Origin of the sequence: Thalassospira sp. ER-Se-21-Dark (assembly GCF_017922435.1) — a bacterium.
GTDB lineage: Bacteria > Pseudomonadota > Alphaproteobacteria > Rhodospirillales > Thalassospiraceae > Thalassospira.
This window is the reverse complement of the sequence record NZ_VDEZ01000003.1, coordinates 17,688-38,789: the sequence shown is the minus strand read 5'-3', so window position 1 is coordinate 38,789 and position 21,102 is coordinate 17,688. Positions and strand designations below refer to the sequence as shown.

Annotated in this window: 18 protein-coding genes and 3 pseudogenes; 13 read left to right on the top strand and 8 right to left on the bottom strand. The window is 56.4% G+C overall.

Features of this window, described 5'->3' with window-relative positions; translation table 11 throughout:
- Positions 1 to 80: 80 nt before the first annotated feature.
- From FHI25_RS12860 to FHI25_RS12835, 7 genes and pseudogenes are all read left to right on the top strand, one after another.
- A complete protein-coding gene (locus tag FHI25_RS12860) occupies positions 81 to 2,786 on the top strand; it encodes a chemotaxis protein CheW (RefSeq protein WP_210518380.1) in 2,706 nt (901 codons plus the stop codon).
- Positions 2,787 to 2,802: 16 nt separating this feature from the next.
- Positions 2,803 to 3,309: a chemotaxis protein CheW gene (locus FHI25_RS12855; RefSeq protein WP_008891617.1), complete on the top strand. Its 507-nt coding sequence runs from the start codon at positions 2,803 to 2,805 to the stop codon at positions 3,307 to 3,309.
- 82 nt (positions 3,310 to 3,391) lie between these two features.
- Positions 3,392 to 3,757, top strand: coding sequence for a response regulator (locus tag FHI25_RS12850; RefSeq protein ID WP_008891618.1), 366 nt, complete (start codon positions 3,392 to 3,394; stop codon positions 3,755 to 3,757).
- 68 nt (positions 3,758 to 3,825) lie between these two features.
- Positions 3,826 to 4,176 (top strand): annotated as a pseudogene (locus FHI25_RS20635) (response regulator); the annotation flags it as partial.
- Between the two features lie 732 nt (positions 4,177 to 4,908).
- Positions 4,909 to 5,475, top strand: a pseudogene (locus tag FHI25_RS20630) (chemotaxis protein CheB); the annotation flags it as partial.
- A 9-nt stretch (positions 5,476 to 5,484) separates the two neighbouring features.
- Positions 5,485 to 6,291, top strand: a pseudogene (locus FHI25_RS20625) (protein-glutamate O-methyltransferase); the annotation flags it as partial.
- Between the two features lie 615 nt (positions 6,292 to 6,906).
- Entirely contained in the window at positions 6,907 to 7,554 is a 648-nt protein-coding gene (locus tag FHI25_RS12835) for an isoprenylcysteine carboxylmethyltransferase family protein (protein ID WP_210518374.1), read from the top strand.
- 100 nt (positions 7,555 to 7,654) lie between these two features.
- Here the strand turns inward: FHI25_RS12835 and ctrA are convergent, their stop codons facing one another.
- The gene (ctrA, locus tag FHI25_RS12830) at positions 7,655 to 8,350 is read right to left on the bottom strand and encodes a response regulator transcription factor CtrA (protein ID WP_008891622.1); all 696 of its coding nucleotides are present in this window, start codon (positions 8,348 to 8,350) and stop codon (positions 7,655 to 7,657) included.
- A gap of 405 nt (positions 8,351 to 8,755) precedes the next feature.
- On the opposite strand from ctrA, the gene fliI reads away from it, so the two are divergent.
- The gene (gene fliI, locus FHI25_RS12825) at positions 8,756 to 10,342 is read left to right on the top strand and encodes a flagellar protein export ATPase FliI (protein WP_063087450.1); all 1,587 of its coding nucleotides are present in this window, start codon (positions 8,756 to 8,758) and stop codon (positions 10,340 to 10,342) included.
- Positions 10,343 to 10,368: 26 nt separating this feature from the next.
- Positions 10,369 to 10,797, top strand: a complete 429-nt coding sequence (locus FHI25_RS12820; RefSeq protein WP_210518365.1) for a flagellar FliJ family protein — start codon at positions 10,369 to 10,371, stop codon at positions 10,795 to 10,797.
- Here FHI25_RS12820 and FHI25_RS12815 read toward each other — a convergent pair.
- The 3 genes from FHI25_RS12815 to FHI25_RS12805 all read right to left on the bottom strand — a co-directional run bounded on the left by FHI25_RS12815 (position 10,790) and on the right by FHI25_RS12805 (position 12,694).
- Positions 10,790 to 11,362, bottom strand: coding sequence for a hypothetical protein (locus tag FHI25_RS12815; protein WP_210518363.1), 573 nt, complete (start codon positions 11,360 to 11,362; stop codon positions 10,790 to 10,792). The two genes, FHI25_RS12820 and FHI25_RS12815, sit on opposite strands and share 8 nt — an antisense overlap.
- Before the next feature lie 118 nt (positions 11,363 to 11,480).
- Complete coding sequence (locus tag FHI25_RS12810) at positions 11,481 to 11,960, bottom strand: YbaK/EbsC family protein (protein WP_210518362.1); 480 nt, start codon at positions 11,958 to 11,960, stop codon at positions 11,481 to 11,483.
- Positions 11,960 to 12,694, bottom strand: coding sequence for a TerC family protein (locus FHI25_RS12805; RefSeq protein ID WP_063087458.1), 735 nt, complete (start codon positions 12,692 to 12,694; stop codon positions 11,960 to 11,962). The genes FHI25_RS12810 and FHI25_RS12805 overlap by 1 nt, the downstream gene beginning before the upstream one ends.
- 207 nt (positions 12,695 to 12,901) lie before the next feature.
- Between FHI25_RS12805 and FHI25_RS12800 the strand changes: the two genes are divergently transcribed.
- The 4 genes from FHI25_RS12800 to FHI25_RS12785 all read left to right on the top strand — a co-directional run bounded on the left by FHI25_RS12800 (position 12,902) and on the right by FHI25_RS12785 (position 17,183).
- Positions 12,902 to 14,131 carry an ABC transporter substrate-binding protein gene (locus FHI25_RS12800; RefSeq protein WP_246879097.1) on the top strand — a complete coding sequence of 410 codons (1,230 nt, stop codon included), beginning with the start codon at positions 12,902 to 12,904 and terminating at the stop codon, positions 14,129 to 14,131.
- Positions 14,132 to 14,137: 6 nt separating this feature from the next.
- Positions 14,138 to 15,823 (top strand): ABC transporter permease subunit, encoded by a 1,686-nt coding sequence (locus FHI25_RS12795; protein WP_210518358.1) that lies wholly within the window; start codon positions 14,138 to 14,140, stop codon positions 15,821 to 15,823.
- Positions 15,824 to 15,835: 12 nt separating this feature from the next.
- The gene (locus FHI25_RS12790) at positions 15,836 to 16,486 is read left to right on the top strand and encodes an ATP-binding cassette domain-containing protein (RefSeq protein WP_210518356.1); all 651 of its coding nucleotides are present in this window, start codon (positions 15,836 to 15,838) and stop codon (positions 16,484 to 16,486) included.
- A 142-nt stretch (positions 16,487 to 16,628) separates the two neighbouring features.
- The gene (locus FHI25_RS12785; protein WP_008891630.1) at positions 16,629 to 17,183 is read left to right on the top strand and encodes a 2OG-Fe(II) oxygenase; all 555 of its coding nucleotides are present in this window, start codon (positions 16,629 to 16,631) and stop codon (positions 17,181 to 17,183) included.
- 4 nt (positions 17,184 to 17,187) lie between these two features.
- On the opposite strand, the gene FHI25_RS12780 is transcribed toward FHI25_RS12785, so the two are convergent.
- The 4 genes from FHI25_RS12780 to FHI25_RS12765 all read right to left on the bottom strand — a co-directional run bounded on the left by FHI25_RS12780 (position 17,188) and on the right by FHI25_RS12765 (position 21,091).
- Positions 17,188 to 17,589, bottom strand: coding sequence for a hypothetical protein (locus tag FHI25_RS12780; protein ID WP_064788884.1), 402 nt, complete (start codon positions 17,587 to 17,589; stop codon positions 17,188 to 17,190).
- Positions 17,590 to 17,675: 86 nt separating this feature from the next.
- Complete coding sequence (locus tag FHI25_RS12775; RefSeq protein WP_210518354.1) at positions 17,676 to 19,319, bottom strand: hypothetical protein; 1,644 nt, start codon at positions 19,317 to 19,319, stop codon at positions 17,676 to 17,678.
- Positions 19,320 to 19,325: 6 nt separating this feature from the next.
- Entirely contained in the window at positions 19,326 to 20,114 is a 789-nt protein-coding gene (locus FHI25_RS12770) for a MinD/ParA family protein (protein ID WP_008891633.1), read from the bottom strand.
- Positions 20,111 to 21,091 (bottom strand): AAA family ATPase, encoded by a 981-nt coding sequence (locus FHI25_RS12765; protein WP_210518346.1) that lies wholly within the window; start codon positions 21,089 to 21,091, stop codon positions 20,111 to 20,113. The genes FHI25_RS12770 and FHI25_RS12765 overlap by 4 nt, the downstream gene beginning before the upstream one ends.
- Positions 21,092 to 21,102: the final 11 nt, after the last annotated feature.

Genomic DNA, 21,102 nt, shown 5'->3' with positions numbered 1-21,102 from the left:
GTACGTTTGCGCCATTTGGCGCTTTAATGGGAGTTCCAGTTCCGACAAGCTATTGATTGTTGGAGATTTGGAGGGGGTATATGGACGATCTTTTAAGTGAATTTCTGACCGAGACTTCTGAAAGCCTGTCGACGCTTGACGTCGAACTGGTGAAGCTGGAACAGAACCCGAATGATCCGGACATCTTGTCCAATATTTTCCGCTTGGTTCACACCATTAAGGGCACTTGCGGCTTTCTTGGCCTGCCGCGCCTTGAGGCTGTTGCCCACGCTGGCGAGAACGTGCTCGGTAAAATCCGTGACGGCGAACTGGTGGTGACACCTGATGCCGTGACGCTTGTTCTTGAGTCGATCGACACCATTAAGTATCTGCTGGGCGAGCTCGAACAGAACGAAGCCGAGCCGGACGGAAATGATGCTGATCTGATTGGTCGTCTGAACCACTTTGCCGATACCGGCCAAATTCCGGGTGGTGCGCCGGCTGCTGCAGCAGCCCCGGCAGCAGAGGAAGCCGACGAAGAAGTTCCGATGACGGACGACGAAAAACTGCAGGCTGCTTTTGACGCCGCAGAATACGATCCCGATTTTGAAGTTCCTGACGAACCGGCGGCGGCCGCTGAACCGGAGCCTGAAGCACAGGCAAAACCGGCAGCTCCGCCCGCTGCTGCGAAATCCCAGGAAGTTGCGCCGGCCAAAAAGGCTGCCGAAAAGCCAAAGGCAGAGGCACCGCGCGCAGAAGCCAAGGAAAGCTCGGTTGCAGCCCAGACCATTCGTGTGAATGTCGAGCTGCTTGAAAACCTGATGACGCTCGTTTCCGAACTCGTCCTGACCCGTAACCAGCTTTTGCAGATGGTTCGTGGCAAGGATGACAGCGAATTCACCGTGCCGTTGCAGCGCCTGTCGCACATCACGACCGACCTTCAGGAAGGCGTGATGAAGACCCGTATGCAGCCGATCGGCAACGCATGGGCGAAACTGCCGCGTATCGTTCGCGACCTTGCCCTCGAGATGAACAAGAAAATCGATCTGCAGATGATCGGTGCCGATACCGAACTGGACCGTCAGGTTCTTGAACTGATCAAGGACCCGCTGACCCACATGGTGCGTAACTCTGCCGACCATGGTCTGGAAGATATTCCGGGCCGTCGCGATGCAGGCAAGCCTGAAACCGGTACGGTCACGCTGAATGCGTATCATGAAGGCGGTCACATCATCATCGAGATTTCCGATGACGGTCGCGGTCTGAACCTTGAGCGCATTAAAGCCAAGGCGATTGCCAACGGTCTTGCGACCGAGGGCGAGCTTGAAGGCATGGGTGAACAGCAGATCCAGCAGTTCATCTTCAAGGCCGGTTTCTCGACCGCGGAAAAGGTGACTTCGGTTTCCGGTCGTGGTGTGGGTATGGACGTTGTGCGTACCAACATCGAAAAGATCGGTGGTACGGTCGAACTGAAATCGGTCGAAGGCCGTGGGTCGACCTTTATCATCAAGATCCCGCTGACGCTGGCCATCGTGTCGGCCCTGATCGTGGAAAGTGGCGGCGAACGCTTTGCCATTCCGCAGATCAGCGTTCTGGAACTTGTTCGTGCATCGAACAATTCCGAACATTCCATCGAACGCATTCACGACACGCCGGTCCTGCGCCTGCGTAACCGTCTGCTGCCGCTGGTCACGCTCAAGAAAATTCTTGGTCTTGATACCACTCAGGAAAGCGACGATGCCGTCGATGAAGAAGCATTCATCGTCGTCGCACAGGTTGGTACCTATTCGTTCGGTATCATCGTTGACCGCGTGTTCGACACCGAGGAAATCGTTGTCAAACCGGTGGCCCCGATCCTGCGCGATCTGTCGCTGTTCTCGGGTAACACCATCCTTGGCGACGGTAGCGTGATCATGATCCTTGATCCGAACGGCATTGCCACCCGCACTGGCGAGATCACCGTTGGTGGTTCGCAAGGTGTCGAAGGCAAGGCCAAGGCGGATGCATCGGATCGTGAAACCACATCCATGCTGGTCTTCCGGGCCGGTGGCAGCGAAGTGCGTGCGGTTCCGCTGGCACTGGTTGCCCGTCTTGAAGAAATCGATGTCGAGAATATCGAACATTCGAATGGCCGTCCGCTGGTCCAGTACCGCGGCAAGCTTATGCCTCTTGTCTTTATCGACGGTAGCTACCAGATGAAGTCAGAAGGCCGTCAGCCGACCCTTGTGTTCCAGGATCGTGAACGCACCATGGGTCTGGTTGTCGACGAGATCGTCGATATTGTTGATGACGTGCTGAATGTTGAACTGACCGCGGATCAGGATGGTCTGGTTGGTTCGGCCGTGATTGACGGCAAGGCGACCGACCTGATTGATGCCGGTTACTATCTTGAATTGGCCTTCAGCGACTGGTTCGGCACCGAGGATAACGGCGGCGAGAAGAAGCGTGTTCTTTTGATCGATGACAGCCCGTTCTTCCGTAACCTGCTGACGCCGATGCTGTCGGTTGCCGGTTTCAATGTGACTGCGGTCGAAAATGCAGAACAGGCCATGGACCTTAAAAACCGTGGTGTTCTGTTTGACGCGATCATCAGTGACATCGAAATGCCGGGCATGAACGGCTTTGAATTTGCCGAAGCGCTTCAGGATGATGCAGAATGGGGTGAAATTCCAATCATTGCCCTGTCCTCGCACACCAAAGAGGAAGACTTCGAACGCGGTCGTCAGGTCGGTTTCAGCGACTATGTGGCCAAATTTGATCGCGATGCGCTTGTCTCGACCCTGATCCAGACACTGAGCAGCATGTAAGCGGGAGAACAGTCCTATGAGCGATAAAAACGCACTCGTCCCGAGCCAGGAAAAAGGCGGCGCCCTTGAACTTGGTGGTGACAGCCAGGATTTCGTGACCGCGAATATTGGCAAGCAGCTTTTCGGTATCCCTGTCCTGACCGTTCAGGATGTCCTGGGGCCGCAACGCATTACCCGCATCCCGCTTTCACCGCCGGAAGTGGCCGGATCGTTGAACCTGCGTGGTCGTATCGTGACCGCGATTGATGTTCGCAAACGTCTTGGTCTGCGTGACCGTGAAGACGATGAACCGGGCATGAGCATCGTTGTCGATGAAGGTGGCGAGCTTTACAGCCTGATGGTCGATCAGGTGGGTGAGGTTCTGAGCGTTCCGAAAAAGGCGTTCGAACAGAACCCGGCAACGCTTGATCCGCGCTGGCGCGAATTTTCGGACGGTATATTCCGTCTCGACAAGAAGCTTCTGGTGATTCTCGACGTGACCCGTCTGCTTGATTTCACGTCTTCGATCAAGCAGGCCGGTTAACCTGATTTCCCATGCCGGGCACGCAATGTGCCCGGTTCCTGCCATTGTGGCTTAACGACCTAAGTAAGCGAGAAGGAAGTCGATGAAGAGTTGTCTCGTCGTCGATGATTCGAAAGTCATCCGGATGGTAGCAAGACGCATTCTCGAGGAAATCGGGTTTGCGGTTGTAGAGGCAGTGGACGGTCAAGAGGCGCTCGACAAGTGCCTTGAGTCCATGCCCGACGCGGTTCTGCTTGATTGGAACATGCCCGTCAAAAGCGGGATCGAGTTCCTGCGTGAACTGCGTGCAACGCCTGGTGGCGATGATCCTGTTGTTGTGTTCTGTACAACTGAAAACGACCTTGAACACATTCAGGAAGCCATCACCGCTGGCGCGAACGAATACATCATGAAGCCGTTCGATAGCGAGATCATCCAGGCCAAGTTCGAGCAGGTCGGCCTGATCTAGGCCGGGGTGCTCACGAACCTTTAAGCCTTCAAGATCCGATCTCCATCATCAAGCGGGGACGCTACCACGTGGAAGAAACGCCCATCCATTCGCCATACAAAGTCCTGATCGTGGATGATTCCGCCATCGTGCGCGGACTTGTTACACGTATGATGACCGAAGACGCCGAAATCGAAGTCGTCGGATCGGTCAGTAATGGCGAAGAAGCACTGGCAGTCATGGAAAAAGGCGGCATCGAAGCCGTTGTTCTTGATATCGAAATGCCGGTAATGGATGGTTTGACGGCCTTGCCGAAACTGTTGGAGATCGATCCGACAGTCCGCGTGATCATGGCGTCCACACTCACCAAACGAAATGCCGATATCAGTTTCCAGGCGATGACGCTGGGGGCTGTGGATTACATCCCCAAGCCAAGCTCGTCAAAAGACCTGAATGTCGGCGAGGGGTTCCGCGAAGAACTTCTCGACAAGGTGAAAGCCTGGGCTGAACAGCGTCGCAAGATGCTTGAGGTCGAAGAAACTGCCGCGGCAGAAACGGCTGCTGCCCAAGCCGCACCCGAACCGGAACCAGAGGAAAAATCAACTGCGCCCGATGCCGAGGCATCCGAGCCGGATGACGTGACTTCTGACGGCAAGGCGGCTGCTTTCCGGGCGGAGATGTCGGTCGAACATCAGCAGCTTCACAAACAAGGCCGGATCCAGCGCAAACGATTTACCGCCGAATTGCGCCCCCGCCCGATGCAGCAACACCGTCCGCAGCCAACGCAGATGCGCCAGACGCCGATGCCGCAGCAACCGGCACCAAAGCCGCAACCGGCCACACCGGCATCGTCGGAGGCCGCAAAACCGGCTGCCAACCCGGCTGGTGGTGCGGTGCGTTCGACGGCACCGTCACGCGATCCGGGCAGACTTATTCGCGATGCGGCCATTGCGGCAGGCGGGCAGGGCAAAACCGTGCCCAAAATGCCGGAACGCCCCGCCACAGCAGCACCAAGCGCAAGAACGGCACCGCCGGCCAAACGGCCAACCGCACCCGCGCCACAAAAAAGTGCGCGCGCCCAACAGGCCCGTTCGGCAAGTGCACCGGCCCCGGCAAAACGCCAGTCCGCACGCGGTGGCGTCACGCTTCTGCCCGAAAAACGCATCAATGTCGAAGCCATCGCGATTGGCAGCTCGACCGGTGGGCCGCAGGCCTTGTTTGAAGTGTTGCGCGGCCTCAATGGCGTGCGCCAGCCGATCTTCATTACCCAGCATATGCCCGCGACCTTTACCACCATTCTGGCCGAGCACATCACCCGTCTGACCGGGCTTAAATGTCAGGAAGCACAAAACAATATGCCAATTGTTGGTGGACAGGTTTATCTTGCCCCCGGTGATTACCACATGACTGTAGAGGGGCGTGGTGCCAGTCGGCATCTGAAGTTGAATCAGAACCCGCCCGAGAATTTCTGTCGTCCGTCGGTCGATCCGATGTTGCGCAGTCTGGTCGCGAGTTACGGAGGAAACATTCTGACTGCAATACTTACCGGAATGGGGCAGGATGGTATGCTTGGTGGACGTGACGTGGTCAATGCGGGGGGCATGGTCGTGGCACAGGACGAGCAGAGTAGCGTTGTATGGGGGATGCCGGGCGCTGCGGCGCATGCCGGTATCTGTTCTGCGGTTTTGCCGGTGGGTGGGATTGCGGCCTATATCAAAAAATTCGCGGGGGGTCGTTAACCCACAATGATGAAGCCGGATGACTTCGAGTTTGTAAGCAGATTGATCAAGTCAAAGTCCGGGCTCGTTCTGAGCCAGGACAAGACTTATCTGCTCGAAAGCCGGTTGATGCCGATTGCACGCAAACGGGGTCTCAAGGACCTGACGGAGCTGATCGGTACGCTGCGCGGTGGCGACCGCAATCTGGTCGAAGAAGTCGTTGATGCGATGACGACCAATGAAAGCTTCTTCTTCCGCGATACCAAACCGTTTGACCAGTTCCGCCATGTTGTCCTGCCGCACATGATCAAGACACGTGCGTCGAAGAAACATCTGCGCATCTGGTGTGCTGCCGCCTCTTCCGGGCAGGAACCCTATTCACTGGCGATGATCCTTGATGAATTCAAGTCGCAGCTCGCTGGCTGGCGGATTGATATCGTCGGGACTGATATCTCGCGCGAGATCCTGACCAAGGCGCGTGCCGGCCTGTATTCGCAGTTCGAAGTCCAAAGGGGCCTTCCGATCGGCCTTCTGGTCAAGTACTTCCAGAAGAAGGAAGACCAGTGGCAAATCTCTGCCGATATCCGGTCCAAGGTACAGTACAAGGAATTCAACCTTCTGGAAGATTTCCGTCCGCTTGGGCAGTTTGATGTCGTCTATTGTCGTAACGTGCTGATCTATTTCGATCAGCCGACCAAAAGTGATGTTCTTTCGCGTGTTTCTGCCCTGATGCCAGATGACGGTTTCCTGTTCCTTGGCGGGGCAGAAACGGTTCTGGGCATTTCCGACAAGTTCAAACCGCTTGCACGTCAGCGTGGCATTTATCAGCTTAACCGTCCGGGGGCACCGGAAGTCGATCTGACAGCGCTTGAAAAGGCGCAGGCGGGGGCCGCAAGTGCGGCCGGTGCTGCTGCACCCGGGGGCTTGGCCTTCCAGAAGCCCAAACATATGCAAACCGGTGCCGCAACCACGACCGGTACAACGGCCCGCCCGGCAGTCGGGACAACAGGAACAACCGGAACAGCAGGGACGGCAACAACCCGCCCCGCAGGTTCAGGTTTTGGCACAACGTCTACCCAGCGCCCGCTTGGCACCCCCCCGTCAACCACCCGCCCGGGAACAACCGGAACCGGTAGCACGGGATCGGGTACAACTGGCAGCGCGTTCAGCAGGCCGTCAGGTTCGACTGGTACAGGTTCAACCACACGTCCGGGAACAACGGATACCACTGGTTCGACCTATCGCCGCCCGCTTGGCACCGGAACCGGTGCAGGTGCCGGCGGTACAACACAACGGCCGGGGACAGGCAGCAGCAATACAAGCGGTTCCAGCGGAACCACGCGCCCGTCCACGACCTTTGATCGGTCCCGCTTTGGCAAACCGGACGACAAGAAGTAGCTGACAGTTGGTTTCTTGCCGACTGTTCTGTTGAACTGAAAGTCGGGAAGGCCAATGACCTTAAATCCATCAAACACGATCGCCACACCGCGTCAGGACCTTCGCCGTGTCCAGCGCCGTCGCAAGCTTGCCATTGCAGGCATTGCGCTGTTGGTGCTGTGTGCGCTTCCGCTTATGCAGTCGCTGGCACAGGTGGAGATGTTTACCCATGAAACGGTCGAGACCGGCGGGATTGTCCTGATCCTGATGGCTATTTTCGGGCGGGCCTGGTGCACGCTGTATATCGGCGGGCGCAAGGCCCGCGATCTGACCGATACGGGCCCCTATTCCATCAGCCGCAATCCGCTTTATATGTTCAGCTTCATCGGCGCGGTCGGCATTGGCGCGCAAACCGGCAGCCTTTTGATTGTCCTGTTGTTCGGGGTGGGGGCGTTTGGTGTGTTCTTGCCGGTGATCCTGCGCGAAGAAAGGGCGCTCGAGACACTTTTTGGCACATCGTTTGAAGATTACAAGGCGCGCGTGCCGCGCTTTGGTCCGCGGTTTGGTGCCTGGCGCGATGCCGAGATCCTTGAAGTTCGCCCGCATCTTTTGTGGCGGACATTGCGCGACGGGCTGGTCTTTCTGATGGTGATCCCGATTTTCGAACTGATTGATCGGTTGCAGATCAGCGGCCTTGTTGATCCACTTATCTATTTGCCGTGATCGGAAACGAAAAACGCCCCGGATATGAACCGGGGCGTTTTTCGTATAGCGGCAACTGTTGGGGCGGCATCAGGCATGCCTGATACCAAGTTCCCGAAAATCAGGCCGCAGCGCTGTTGGTGTCGGGATCGCGCAGGACATAGCCCCGGCCCCAAACCGTATGGATGTAATTGTCGCCCTTGGTCGCAGACTGGATTTTCTTGCGCAGTTTGCAGACAAAGACGTCAATGATCTTGAGTTCCGGCTCGTCCATACCGCCATAAAGGTGGTTGAGGAACATTTCCTTGGTCAGTGTCGTGCCCTTGCGCAGCGACAGCAGTTCCAGAATGCCATATTCCTTGCCGGTCAGATGCAGCGGTTTGCCATCGACATCGACGGTGCGTGCATCCAGGTTGACGTTGAGCTTACCGGTCGAAATCATCGACTGGGCATGGCCGCGTGAACGGCGAACAATTGCCTGCACACGTGCCAGAAGTTCGGTTTTCTCGAAAGGCTTGGTCAGATAATCATCTGCGCCAAAGCCAAGGCCTTTGACCTTGTCTTCGGTTTCGGTCAGACCCGACAGGATCAGGACCGGTGTTTCGACGCGTGCGTCGCGCAAACGTCTCAGGACCTCGTAGCCGTCAATATCTGGCAGCATAAGGTCCAGAAGAATAATGTCATAATCGTAAAGCTTGCCGATCTCGAGACCATCTTCCCCAAGGTCGGTAGTGTCAATCACCATGCCCTCAGACTTAAGCATCAATTCGATGCTGTCAGCATAGGTGTTGTCATCCTCAACAAGCAGCACCCGCATGTCTCTGCTCCGTTACCGTGTTCCGCAATAAGTCCGTGTTGATCCGGTAGATCGACAAGCGCCCCAACGATTGCCGGCCTTTGGGAAATTTTCCCCATTCGGTTAACGATACGTTGCTTTGCGACTCGTGGCAAGCAGGCGAGTCGCAACTTGTTAACTTTTTTTCGTTCAAAGAAGCGACTCGGGGACGGAACGCAAGTTTTCCCAACGGTTTGCGGTGTTAATTCCAAAAGCCTTATGCAACGAAAAAAAATCGAATTAATCGTCTACACGGCTTTTTAATACCGATTATGACTATATATTTGGTACGACGCGGTACGATTTGCCACCCCTGTGACCGTTCGGCGGGGCAAATTTCCGTGTTACAAGAGTTGTTTGTACCATTTTCGCTGAAAAGAACCGCCCGTGTTTCAGATTGGCCGCAATATCGTTGCAGAACTCCGCCGTATTCCCGACTATCGCGTGGTTGGCCGGGTGACTGCTGTTTTGGGCCTTCTGGTCGAGATTGGCGGTGTCGAAGGTGCGTTGTCGGTTGGCGACCGCTGCAAGGTCAAACGCCGCGACGGCAAAACCGTCATTTGCGAGGTTGTCGGTTTTCGCAATGAACGCGCCCTTTTGATGCCGTTTGGTATTCTGGACGGGATCGGGATCGGCTGCGAAGTCGAACTTGGCGATACCCAACCGCAAGTCTATCCCGATGAAAGCTGGCTGGGCCGTGTGGTCAATGCCTTTGGCGAGCCTGTGGATGGCAAAGGCCCGCTGTCTGAGGGCAATCGCCCTTATCCGATCCGCAACATGCCGCCATCGGCCCATTCGCGCCAGCGCGTGGCGGGCAAGATCGATCTTGGCGTTCGGGCGATGAACACGTTTCTGACCTGCTGTCGCGGGCAACGTATGGGCATCTTTGCCGGGTCGGGTGTTGGTAAATCAAGTTTGCTGTCGATGATGACGCGCCATACAACATCGGATGTGTCGGTGGTGGGGCTGATTGGCGAACGTGGCCGCGAAGCGCGCGAATTCATCGAGGATGATCTGGGCGAAGAAGGCCTGCGTCGTTCGGTCGTCGTCGTGGCGACATCGGATGAACCACCGCTAATGCGCCGTCAGGCGGCCTATATGACTATGGCGCTTTCGGAATATTTCCGCGATGTCGGGCGCGATGTGCTGTGCATGATGGATTCCGTGACCCGCTTTGCCATGGCGCAACGTGAAATCAGTCTTTCGGTGGGCGAGCCGCCGGCATCAAAGGGCTATACGCCGACCGTCTTTGCCGAATTGCCGCGTCTTTTGGAACGTGCGGGTCCCGGCGGGCCTGGGCAGGGATCGATCACCGGGCTGTTTACGGTTCTGGTTGATGGTGATGACCATAACGAACCGATTTCTGACGCGGTGCGCGGTATTTTGGATGGGCACGTGGTGCTGGACCGTGCGATTGCGGAGCAGGGCCGCTATCCAGCGATCAATATCCTGCGCAGCGTGTCGCGTACCATGCCGGGCTGTAATAACGAGGAAGAAAACCAGATCGTTGCCCGCGCGCGCCAGCTTCTGGCGACCTACGATGATATGGCCGAACTGATCCGCCTTGGCGCCTATCGCAAGGGAACTGATCCCAAGGTCGACGAAGCCATTCATTACTTCCCGCTGATCGAGGAATTCCTTAAACAGCGCAAGACGGAATGCACGCGCCTCAATGAGGGATATCTGGAATTGGCCCGGCGCCTCGATATGCTGGCCGAGCAACCCGAACAACCTGCCCCTGCCCAAGGACAACCGGGTGGACAGGCGCGGCAAGCGGGAAGTGCCAAGCCGCAACAGCCCGCCGGAGGGCCGGAAATGCCAGCCCCCCGCCCGGCACCACCGCCGTCAATCGGGCCCAAGATCAATCGCGGACCCAAGGTCAACAGCCGGTCACAACGTGACGGGCAGGACCTGAACGCGGCCAAGCGTGCGCTGAGCGAAGGCGGGAATGACGCATCGGGGAATGGATCGTAATGATCGCGGACCCTAGGGGGTAACCCATGGCCAAAGATTTCAAAACACTGGTGCGCATGCGCAAATGGGCGCTTGATGAAAAGCAGCGCCAATTGGGCGAGATGCTTGGTGTGCTGGGAAATCTTGAGGCGGAAAAAGAGGCCCTCGAACAGGCGGTGCTGGCCGAACAAAAAATCGCGGCCGAAAATCCGGAACTTGCGGGGTTTGCCTATGGCGGGTTTGCCACCGCGGTGATCGCCGAGCGTGAGGCAATCGAAAAAATGATTGCCGAACAGGAAAAAAAGATCGACGTCTTTCGCGATGAAGTTGCCGATGCCTTTAAGGAATTTAAAACCGCCGAAATTGCCGAACGCAACCGGCTTGAGGCCGAACGCGCCGAAGAAGACAAGAAAGAACAAGACGAACTTGACGAAATCGGCATGCGTTCGGCGACACGCGATGACGGGCTTATTTAAGCGCTACGTTCCCGCCTGACATTTCAGGCGAAACGGTGATGACGCGTTCAATGAAGGCGGCGATATTGTTCTTTGCAGAACCTTCGTTTGCCAGTCGCAGACGCTGGATCGCAAACGGAGAATCGCCAAAGGTCGCGGTATGGGTTGCTGGAATTTCTTCACTGAAAACAGTTTTATCGCTGTCCTTTTCGATGATTTCGTAACGCACACGGGTTTTGACCGTCAGGTCCAGGCCAAACAGGGGCTGGTCAACCTCGAGCAACGTGACACGCAAACGATATGGCGCATTTTCATCAAGCTTTGCCAATAGCTGCGCATTTTCGAGTGATGCGATCAAAGCCTTTTCAAAAGCCTGACTGCTGATTTCAGACGTCCACATCGGATTGGTCTCTTCGCCGCCATCGACCGATTTCACGACAATGCTGTCTTTGAAAGCGGAGTTTTGCGTCGCGGCAGTGTCAATGCCTTCGGTCACCACCATGTTCTGGAACTCTGCCGGTGATGCGCAAGCGCTCAAAAGTGCCAAGCACAGAATTGCTGCAGCTTTTTGGATGGCGGTCTTCATCTGTTTGATACTCCAGTAGAAATCAGAAACTCGGTCCGATTCAGGAATATCTTTTCAGATTGTTTTTGTGAATAGAAAACAATCTGAAATAGAGAAGGTTTAAACTGCGTTGGCGTTGTCAGACGGCGATATTAACGCCGGTTTCGATGCCGGTTAAGCGCTTGAGGTCGCTTGTTTTAAACTCAAACACTGTTTTGGGTGTCCCGGCGGCAAGCCAGACGGTTTTCTTTGCCAGAAGTTTTTTATCAATCAGCGTTTCCACGGGCTTGGCGTGGCCAAAGGGCGGAACGCCGCCAATGGCGTAGCCTGTATGTTCGCGGACTTCGGCTGCATCGGCCTTGCGGACGGATAAACGCAGCAGGGCGGCGACCTTGTCGAGATCGACTTGATCGGCACCGTTCATGATGATCAGGACCGGGCGGGATGCCTCGGTCATGAAGACCAGTGATTTCCCAATGTCGCTGATATCGCAGCCAATGGCGTTTGCGGCGTCGGCGGCTGTGCGTGTGCCTTCGGGAAACTCAAATACGTCGACGTTTTCAAGTTCGCGTTCCATGAAGGCGTTTGCCAGACATAGCGGCGGATCAACTTTTTTCATCAGCCATTCTCTTGCGCACGACGTTTGAGTTTACGTTTGTGGTTCAGAAGATTGAGCGTCTCCACCGACAGGCTAAAGGCCATTGCAAAATAGATGTAGCCTTTCGGCACGTGTATTTCGACCCCGTCAAGCAGCAGCACAAACCCTACCAGAATAAGGAATGATAGCGCTAACATTTTGACAGAGGGATTTTGTTCGACAAAATCGCCAATGGTCTTGGCCGCCATCAGCATCACCAGAACTGATGCGATGACCGCAATCACCATGATCGAGATATGATCGACCAGACCAACCGCTGTGATGACGCTATCAAGCGAGAAAATCATATCAAGCAGCATGATCTGCACGATGGTCATGGCAAAGCTCGACATGATTTTGCCCGGGCCGTGTTCTTCGGGCTCGTCAATGGTGTGATGAATTTCCTTGGACGCCTTGGCAATCAGGAACAGACCACCAAAAATAAGGATCATATCGCGGCCGCTGATTTCCTGACCAAAGGCTGCGAAAAGCGGCGAAGTCAGTTGCATGACCCATGCGATACCCGCCAAAAGCCCCAGCCGCATGCCCATCGCCGCAAGAAGACCGATGCGGCGCGCCGATGCCTGTTGGTTTTGCGGAAGTTTCGAGACAATCACCGACAGGAAAACGATGTTGTCGATGCCCAGAACAATTTCCAGCGCGGTCAGGGTGGCAAGGCCCATCCACATGTTGGGATCACTCATCCATTCAAACATCGAAAACTTCCTAAACAGGGGCGCAAAAAGCGAACAACTTGTTGCAGACAAAGTGTGTTTGATAGGCCCCTAACGCAAGCGTGAATTGATTTTATGTGCCGTCTGTTGAAAAACTGACGGGTATAAAACCAATCAACCAGTCACACCCGGCATGCGGGAACGGCTTTGGGTCATCAGGTAAAAGGATTGTCCGAGATGCGATCAAAAATGCGCACTTTCGTTTCTGCTTTGGCGTTGGCAGTGGGGTTTGCGACGACGACGTTGTCGACGCCTGCCTTTGCAGACCCGGCACCGGATGTCGGAAACTGGCAATCGGTTCTTGATCAGGCCCGTGGCCAGACCGTTTACTGGCATGCCTGGGGTGGGGAGCCGCGCATTAATGATTACATCGCCTGGGCCGGTGAACAGGTGCGCGAACGCTATGGCGTTGAGGTGGTCCAAGTCAAACTGACCGATACCGCCGATGCCGTTACCCGCGTTTTGTCGGAAAAGACCGCCGGTGTTGATGATGGCGGTGCCGTCGACATGATCTGGATTAATGGCGAAAACTTTGCCGCGATGAAGCGCAATGACCTTTTGTTCGGGCCATGGGCAGAACAGACGCCAAACTTTGCCTATGTCGATGTCGAAGGCAAACCAACCGTGATCAATGACTTCACCGTTCCGACCGACGGGCTTGAAGCCCCATGGGGCATGGCGCAGGTCAGTTTCTATTACGATACCGCCAAGCTTGATACTGTTCCGAAGTCCGCCCAGCAATTGCTGGAATGGCTGGTGAAACATCCGGGCCGCTTTACCTATCCGCAGCCGCCGAACTATATGGGCTCTACCTTCCTTAAACAGATTCTGACCGAACTGGTCAAAGATCCGAAAGTTTTGCAACAGCCCGCCGATGAAACCGATGCCGAGGCGACCCTGGCACCGCTTTGGGGCTATCTTGAAGACTTGCAGCCGCTTTTGTGGCGCGATGGTCAAGCCTATCCGCAGAATGGGGCATCGATGCGCACCCTTCTGGCCGATAACGAGGTCGATATCGCGTTTTCGTTCAGTTCTGGAGAAGTGTCATCGGCGATCGAGGCGTTCGAGCTTCCCGATACCGTGCGGTCCTATGTGTTTGAGAATGGCACCCTTGGCAATACCAACTTTGTCGCCATCCCCTATAACGCGTCGGCCAAGGCAGGCGCGGTTGTACTGGCCGATTTCCTGATGTCACCCGAAGCCCAACTGCGCAAGCAGGACCCGAAATATTGGGGCGCGGATACGGTTCTGGCGATGGATAAACTTCCCAAAGACATGCAGGAAGCCTTTGCCAATCTTGATCTCGGCATCGCATCGCTTGCGCCCTCTGAGCGCGGCACTGTCTTGCCCGAACCGCATCCAAGCTGGATGTCGCTTGTCGAAACGGAATGGCAGAAGCGTTACGGCGTTGTGCAATAATCGCGCATGCTGCGATTTATCCCGATCCTGACGATTGTTCTGATGATTGGCCCGGTTTCTGCCGGACTGATCGGAACAATCTTGCCTGCGTTCGGGATATTGCCGGCCCTTGGGGGCACAACGCCCAGCCTTGATCCATGGCAGGCTTTGGTAGCACAGCCGGGGTTAGGGGCCTCGATCCGGCTTTCATTGGCCAATGGATTGATCGCAACCTTTGTCTCGGTTGCGATTGTCATGCTGTTTTGTGCCGCATGGCAGGGCACGCGCACTTTTCACGCCTTGCAGCGGATCCTCTCGCCGATCCTGTCGGTACCGCATGCGACGGCGGCGTTTGGTCTGGCATTTTTGATTGCGCCATCGGGCTGGTTTGTTCGGGTGGTGGCCCAATTTACCGGTTGGGATCGACCCCCGGATGTTGCGATCATCCATGACCCGTGGGGCATCGCCCTGATTGCCGGACTGGTTGCCAAGGAAATCCCGTTTCTGTTTCTGATGACGCTTTCAGCCTTGCCGCAGGCAGACACAGACCGCACGGCACAGGTCACAGCAAGTCTTGGCTATGGCAGGATTGCCGGATGGTTCAAGGCAACATTGCCACGCATCTATCCACAGATCCGTTTGCCGGTTCTGGCGGTTCTGGCCTATTCGACGTCGGTTGTTGATGTGGCGATCATTCTGGCCCCGACAACACCGGCTCCGCTTGCGGTGCGCATTCTGGGATGGTTGTCCGATCCCGATCTTGCATTGCGGTTCATGGCATCAAGTGCAGCCGTGCTGCAATTGCTGATCGTGATCGCGGCCATGGCAATCTGGATTGCGGGCGAGCGGCTTGTGGCGATAATCGGTGCGCAGTGGGCTGTTGATGGCAACCGGTGCAAGCGTGATGGTGCTGCGCGCGGGGGGGCAGCGGTGATGGCGCTGGTGGCGGCTGGGACGGTGGTTCTTGGGCTTGTGGTCTTGCTGGTCTGGAGTGTTGCCGGGTTCTGGGCGTTTCCCGATCTTTTGCCGCGTGGTTTTTCATTGCGTCTCTGGGCGCGGGAACTTGATGCGATTGGCAATAGCCTGACCACGACCCTTCTTATCGGTATTCCGGCGGTTGTGATTGCCGTGACAATGGTTCTGGCCTGTCTTGAGAACGAGGTACGCACCGGCAAGGTCGCGGGGCGGCGGGCGATGTTTTTGATTTATCTGCCGCTTCTGGTGCCGCAAATCAGCTTTATGTTTGGCTTGCAGGTGTTCTTTAGCCTGCTTGGGCTGGAACGTACCTTGGTCTCGGTCGTTCTTGGGCATCTGGTGTTTGTTGCACCCTATGTGTTTTTATCCCTGTCTGAACCGTTTCGCACCCTTGATCCGCGCTATGGGCAGACGGCCCTTTGTCTTGGCGCGTCGCCCGCGCGGGTGTTCTGGCAGGTGCGTTTGCCGCTGTTGACCCGTGCGGTTTTAACCGCCGCCGCCGTCGGGCTTGCCGTGACGGTCGGGCAATATTTGCCAACGCTTCTGATCGGGGCAGGGCGCTTTGCCACCGTCACCACCGAGGCGGTTGCCTTGGCATCGGGCGGAGATCGTCGGATGATCGGGATTTATGGGCTGTTTCAGATGGTTTTACCGTTTGCCGGATTTGCCCTGGCCTTGCTGATCCCGGCGGTTTTATTCCGTCACCGGCGCGGCATGGGTGCCCAGAACAAAGGATGAGAAGGATGCTGCATGCCTGAAGCAGCCAAAAACGGTCTGGAATTGCATGACGTGCGGGTGCGCCTTGACGGGCGTGAACTGGTTGCGGTCGATATGACCATTGCACCGGGCGAGATTGTCACCCTGATGGGGCCCAGCGGATCGGGGAAATCCAGTTTGCTTGGGCATATCTGTGGCACCTTGCCCGATGCGTTTGAGGTGACCGGCCAAGTGGTTCTTGATGGCAGGTTGCTTGATGGCTTGGCACCACAAGACCGCCATGTCGGCATTCTGTTTCAGGATGACTTGCTGTTTCCTCATCTTTCGGTGGGCGGCAATCTGGCCTTTGCCTTGCCCTTGCATATCAAGGGGCGTGCGGCCCGGCGGGCGCGGGTTGAGGCAGCCCTTGGCAGTGCCGAGATGGACGGGTTCTATGATCGTGATCCGGCAACACTGTCGGGCGGACAGCGCGCGCGAGTGGCCCTGATGCGGGTTCTGTTGTCAGAACCTTGTGCCTTGTTGCTTGATGAGCCATTTTCAAAACTCGATAGTGGTCTTCGATCCCAATTCAGGTCGTTTGTGTTTGACCTTTGCCGCAAGAACAGCCTGCCGACCCTGATGGTAACCCATGATCCCGAAGACGGCGCAGCGGCCGGTGGTAGGGTGATTGAACTGCGTGGCTAGATACACGAACATGGATCGATGACATGTTTTGAATTTTCTGGTATCGCGCGATGATTGGTCTTAAGAGCATCTTGTCGCAAAGAATGATCTTGGGCCCCAGACGTTAAATCAAAAGGCCCGTGCGGCCTGGAGAGTGTCGTAAATGTTCCCTGAAGAAATGTTTGCAATTGTCCCGGATGCGCTTGATCCGGCGACCTGTGACCGTCTGATCAATGGCTTTGCCCACGAGATGGATGAAGGTGGCCTCGTACAGGGGCAGGCAGCGACCCATATTCGCCGATCCAAAATCACATGGTTTAACGAAGAACAGGAACCGGTTGTCTGTCGGCGCATTGTCGATCTGGTTGCCGAGGTCAATCGCAACGTCTTTGACTTTTCCCTGACAGAGTTTGCCGAGGATGCCCAGATTGCCTGCTATGCCGGGGATTTGCGCGGCCATTATGATTGGCACAGTGACGTCGGCGCATCAGACGTTGCACGTCGTCGCAAACTGACCATGGTGATCCAGCTTTCCGAGCCCGATCAGTATGAAGGCGGGCAATTGCAGCTTAACCCGGCCGGGCATTTTATCGATGCACCGATGGCGCGGGGATCTGCGATCTTCTTTCCGAGCTTTGTTTTGCATCGCGTTGCACCGACCACGGCGGGTCTTCGTTATTCCCTGACCCAGTGGGTGCACGGGAACCCGTTCCGCTGATTGCTTAGTAACGTTCAAGCCGATCCAGAAGCCGCGGGTTGCCCCATTTCGGCTGCCGGTCTTCAAGCGCGGTTTCGTGGTGGAAGACCTGATCGTTATCGGCTGTCTGTTTGTCCAGACGCAGGCTGATCCAGCGCGGCACCAGTTCGTTGTTGAAATCATCCATCAACAAAACGGCGGCGGCTTCGAAATTCTCGAACTCGATACTGGCGATCTCTGCGTAATATTCTGCGAGATTGCTGGTTTTAAGGATCAGGCGGTCCGGCACATAACGCAGCGTCAAGCGTGCCGGAAAGACATCCTTGGCACCGGTCAGATTGCTTTGCAGGGTAACGACATAATCAATCCTTGTACCCGGGTTCGGCTCTGTCTGGATCAGATTACGGCGCTGATAAATCTCAAGCATGGCTTCCAACCGTTGTCATAAGAGGTAAATTCAAGGATAGGTCCGCGCCCGAGGCAGGAAAAGCATTCATTTCAGAATGATGATGCTTATGCCTCGATCCCATGGTGGGAATGCGGGTCCTTGCCATCGGGCACCGGGGCAATTTCGACAAAACGCGACCCATCCTGAAACAGGATATGGCCGGTGTAACCGGCAATTTGAAGGGCTTCGCGGAAGATGCCGCGAATGTCATCGCGGTTATGGGATTGCAACGGGTTTTCGGTGCGGACAATCAGATCAAACTTGCTGTCCTCGCCCTTCACCAACCCATCAAGCTGCGTGTGACCCACCACACTGAAAGACAGATCCAGCAGGAAACGGGTGCCCTGATCATCGGGTTTGTCGGGATCATTTTCACGATCGCCATGCCGCCAACCCAATTGAAGCTGTTCGATCTTGTCGCCCATATTGAACGGCATCGCCATCACGCGCCAGCCATCCGGACGTTCTTCGGTTGCCATCGCTCGCAACTGGGCAAAATCACCTTCAAGCCGTTTAAGCCCGCCACCGTCTGTATCGGATAGTGTGGCCAGGCTGGTCGCGGCGCGATCGCCGAGCCAGCCACGCAAACTGCCGCCCTGACCTGTCATGGCAGCAAAGAAGAACATCATCGTGGTGGTCAGTTTGGGGCCAGCCTGGGGAATGTTGTTCAGCATGCTGAGTGCTGCACCGGGATCATGTTGCTGAAGGGCACTAACCGCCCTGTGCAGACTGTCCCAGTCATGGGTAAGGGCGGCGGCCTGACCGCGCGCAATCAATTGTGCCTCGGTCATCGGGACGGATGTCGATACCTTGGCACCGCCCGATGGATCAACGTTAAATGACAGGGTTGCGCCCGTGGGCGCGGGAACCGGCAATTTGATGCCAACAATCCCGGCAGAGGTGCGAAGGGCGGTGAAACCCTGCGGCAGCAGGCGGGCCTCGGCACTATCAGGGGGCAAGACTGTCCCGGTCAGCATCAAGGTGCCAGCGGGGGCCTGCCCGGCGGCTGTTTGTGCGGCAATGGTTGGTCCCATTCCGGCAGCCATGCTGCCCGTGCCAGCGCCACCTGCCATACCCGCCGAACCAGCAGAACCGACTTGGGCAGCGGACGCCATGGCATTGGCGGCCTGCTGTGCGGTTACCGTGCCCTGACCCAGGAAGATGACCTGTGTCTGGCTTCCGGCCGGCAACTGGGTGCCATTGGGCATGGTCAGGATGGATGTCGTGACCGCGCCAAATGTCTGGCCGGGTGTCAGGCTGCTGCCAGCGATATTTCCGTTGGCAAGGGCACCGGTCACCCCGGATCCCCCTGGCAACAGGGTTTGCGGCAGAAGTTGCAGGCGCATGCCATCGGAAGGGTTGCCGCCCGTTGCGGATTGTCCGGTGCCGGGATTGGTTGTAGGAATGCGGGCCCACAGAAGATCGCCGAGATTGCTTGGAAGCGGAGTGGGGATCCTGACCGTGACCGAACCAAGGGCGGTGGCAAGGGTCAGTTGATTGCCCGATTGCGATTGAACCGATGCCTGCAACAACGTTTCCACCGGGAGTTTTGCCAGTGCGGCAGCGACCTGTTGCGGGGTGGCGGTTGTGACGGTTGCATTGATTTGTGCCGGGACCGACCCCTGATTGGCCTGCCCGGCAGTACCACCCGCCGAAGCATGTCCACCGACGGCAGCGCCGGGCGATATTGCTTGTGGCGGGAGCGTCATGACAACCTACTCCTCAAGAAGGGTTTGGGCGATTGCCTCTATATCTTGGGCGGCATCGCAGTTCGGATGACGGGTCAAAAGTGGCGTCTGGTTGCGAATGCATTCCGATACCTTGGAATCCGCACGAATAACGCCAAGCAACGGCGGCGAAATCTTCAAGAAGCCCTCGCACGCCTTGAGAAGCTTGTTATAGATCGCCTGACCTTCTTTCTTGTCCTTGGCCATATTGACCACCACCCGGATATCGGTTTTCGGGCGGGCCATATGGGTGATCTTGATAAAGGCATAGGCGTCGGTCAAAGACGTCGGATCACCGTTGGTAATCACAATCACCGTATTGGCAAGGCCGGTCATCTGACGCACGCCCTGATCAACACCGGCACCAAGATCGATCAATACTTTATCATATTCCTTGCCGGTCTGGAGCAATTCGTCCGACAGCGCCTGAAGCCGGGTGGCCGGCAGGTTGGCAAGGCTGCCCGATCCGCTGCGCCCGGCAATGATATCAAAATCACCATCGGGGAAGTGGGTGACCGCATCTTTCAGGCTGATCCGCCCGGCAATCACGCCACCCAGATCATATTTCGGCATCAGGCCAAGCTGAATGTCGATGTTCGCCAAGCCAAGGTCACCGTCAAACAAAAGGGTCTTGTGGCCTTCGAGAACCATCGCATGGGTGAGCGTAATGGAAAACCAGGTCTTGCCAACGCCGCCTTTGCCAGATGCAACTGCAAGGACATTGCGGCCTTTGGCCCGCGGGGCAGATTTGGGTGATGCATCAGACTTGGTAGTCATTTCACGACCTCGGAGAAGCTCGGTTTCGCGGTATCAGCGCGATGGGACGGTATCAGAAGTTTTGCCAAGGCAAGAGGACTAAGGGCGGTGAGGCCGTCCGCAACCTGGGCTGTCATACTGACATTACAAAGGGAAAGATTTCCTGAATCGGCTCCATATAGCGCACCGCCAAGTCGGGCGGCAACATCAAGTCGCGAGATCACGACACGTGTTGCGCCACCATCGGCGAAGGCATTGGCAATGTCAGCCGCCTCGTAGGCATCAATCCCCGCAGGGTTCACCAGCACCGGTTCGCTCGGCACTGCTTTCATGAATTCACGAAGCGTGCCAATTTCGGTTTCAAGATACGGGTTGCAGCTTGCCGTATCGATCAGGATGACATCGGCTTCGCGGATTTCGCCAAAGCGGGCCTTGAGATCCTCCGGTGATTTCGCCGCAAGCAGATCAATCTTGAGAATTCGCGTAAAGGCCTCAAGCTGGGCCATGCCACCGGCACGTTTGTAATCGGTTGAAAGAACAGCAACTTTGCGTTTTTTCATCACCGCACGTGCCGCGGTTTTGGCAACCGCCAGTGTTTTGCCCGATCCGGGCGGGCCAACGAAGGCCAGCGCGCGCGGCGTGTTCTTTTCCGGCAGGGGTGAGAAATCAAAGATTTCATCAAGCGCACCAGCCAGCAATTGTTGCTCGGATGCAGCAGCCGTTTCGCGCCCCATCAAATCGCACAGGCGAATGCGCAGCCGTTCCGGCAAATTATGCCGCGTCAGGGCGGCCTCGACCGCATCAAGTTGTTCCTGAAGGGCGGGGGCCGGGCCGTCGTCATCGCCATAGTCGGGATCACGATCAAGGGCGGCGGTCAGGCGCACACCACTGCCGGGGATATCCTGGGTGGAGACGATGATGGCATCTGTGCCCATGTGCTCTTTAACGAGCCCCATCGCCTCGGTCATGGTGGGGGCAGTGAAGGTCTTAAGACGCATTCAGTTCCCCC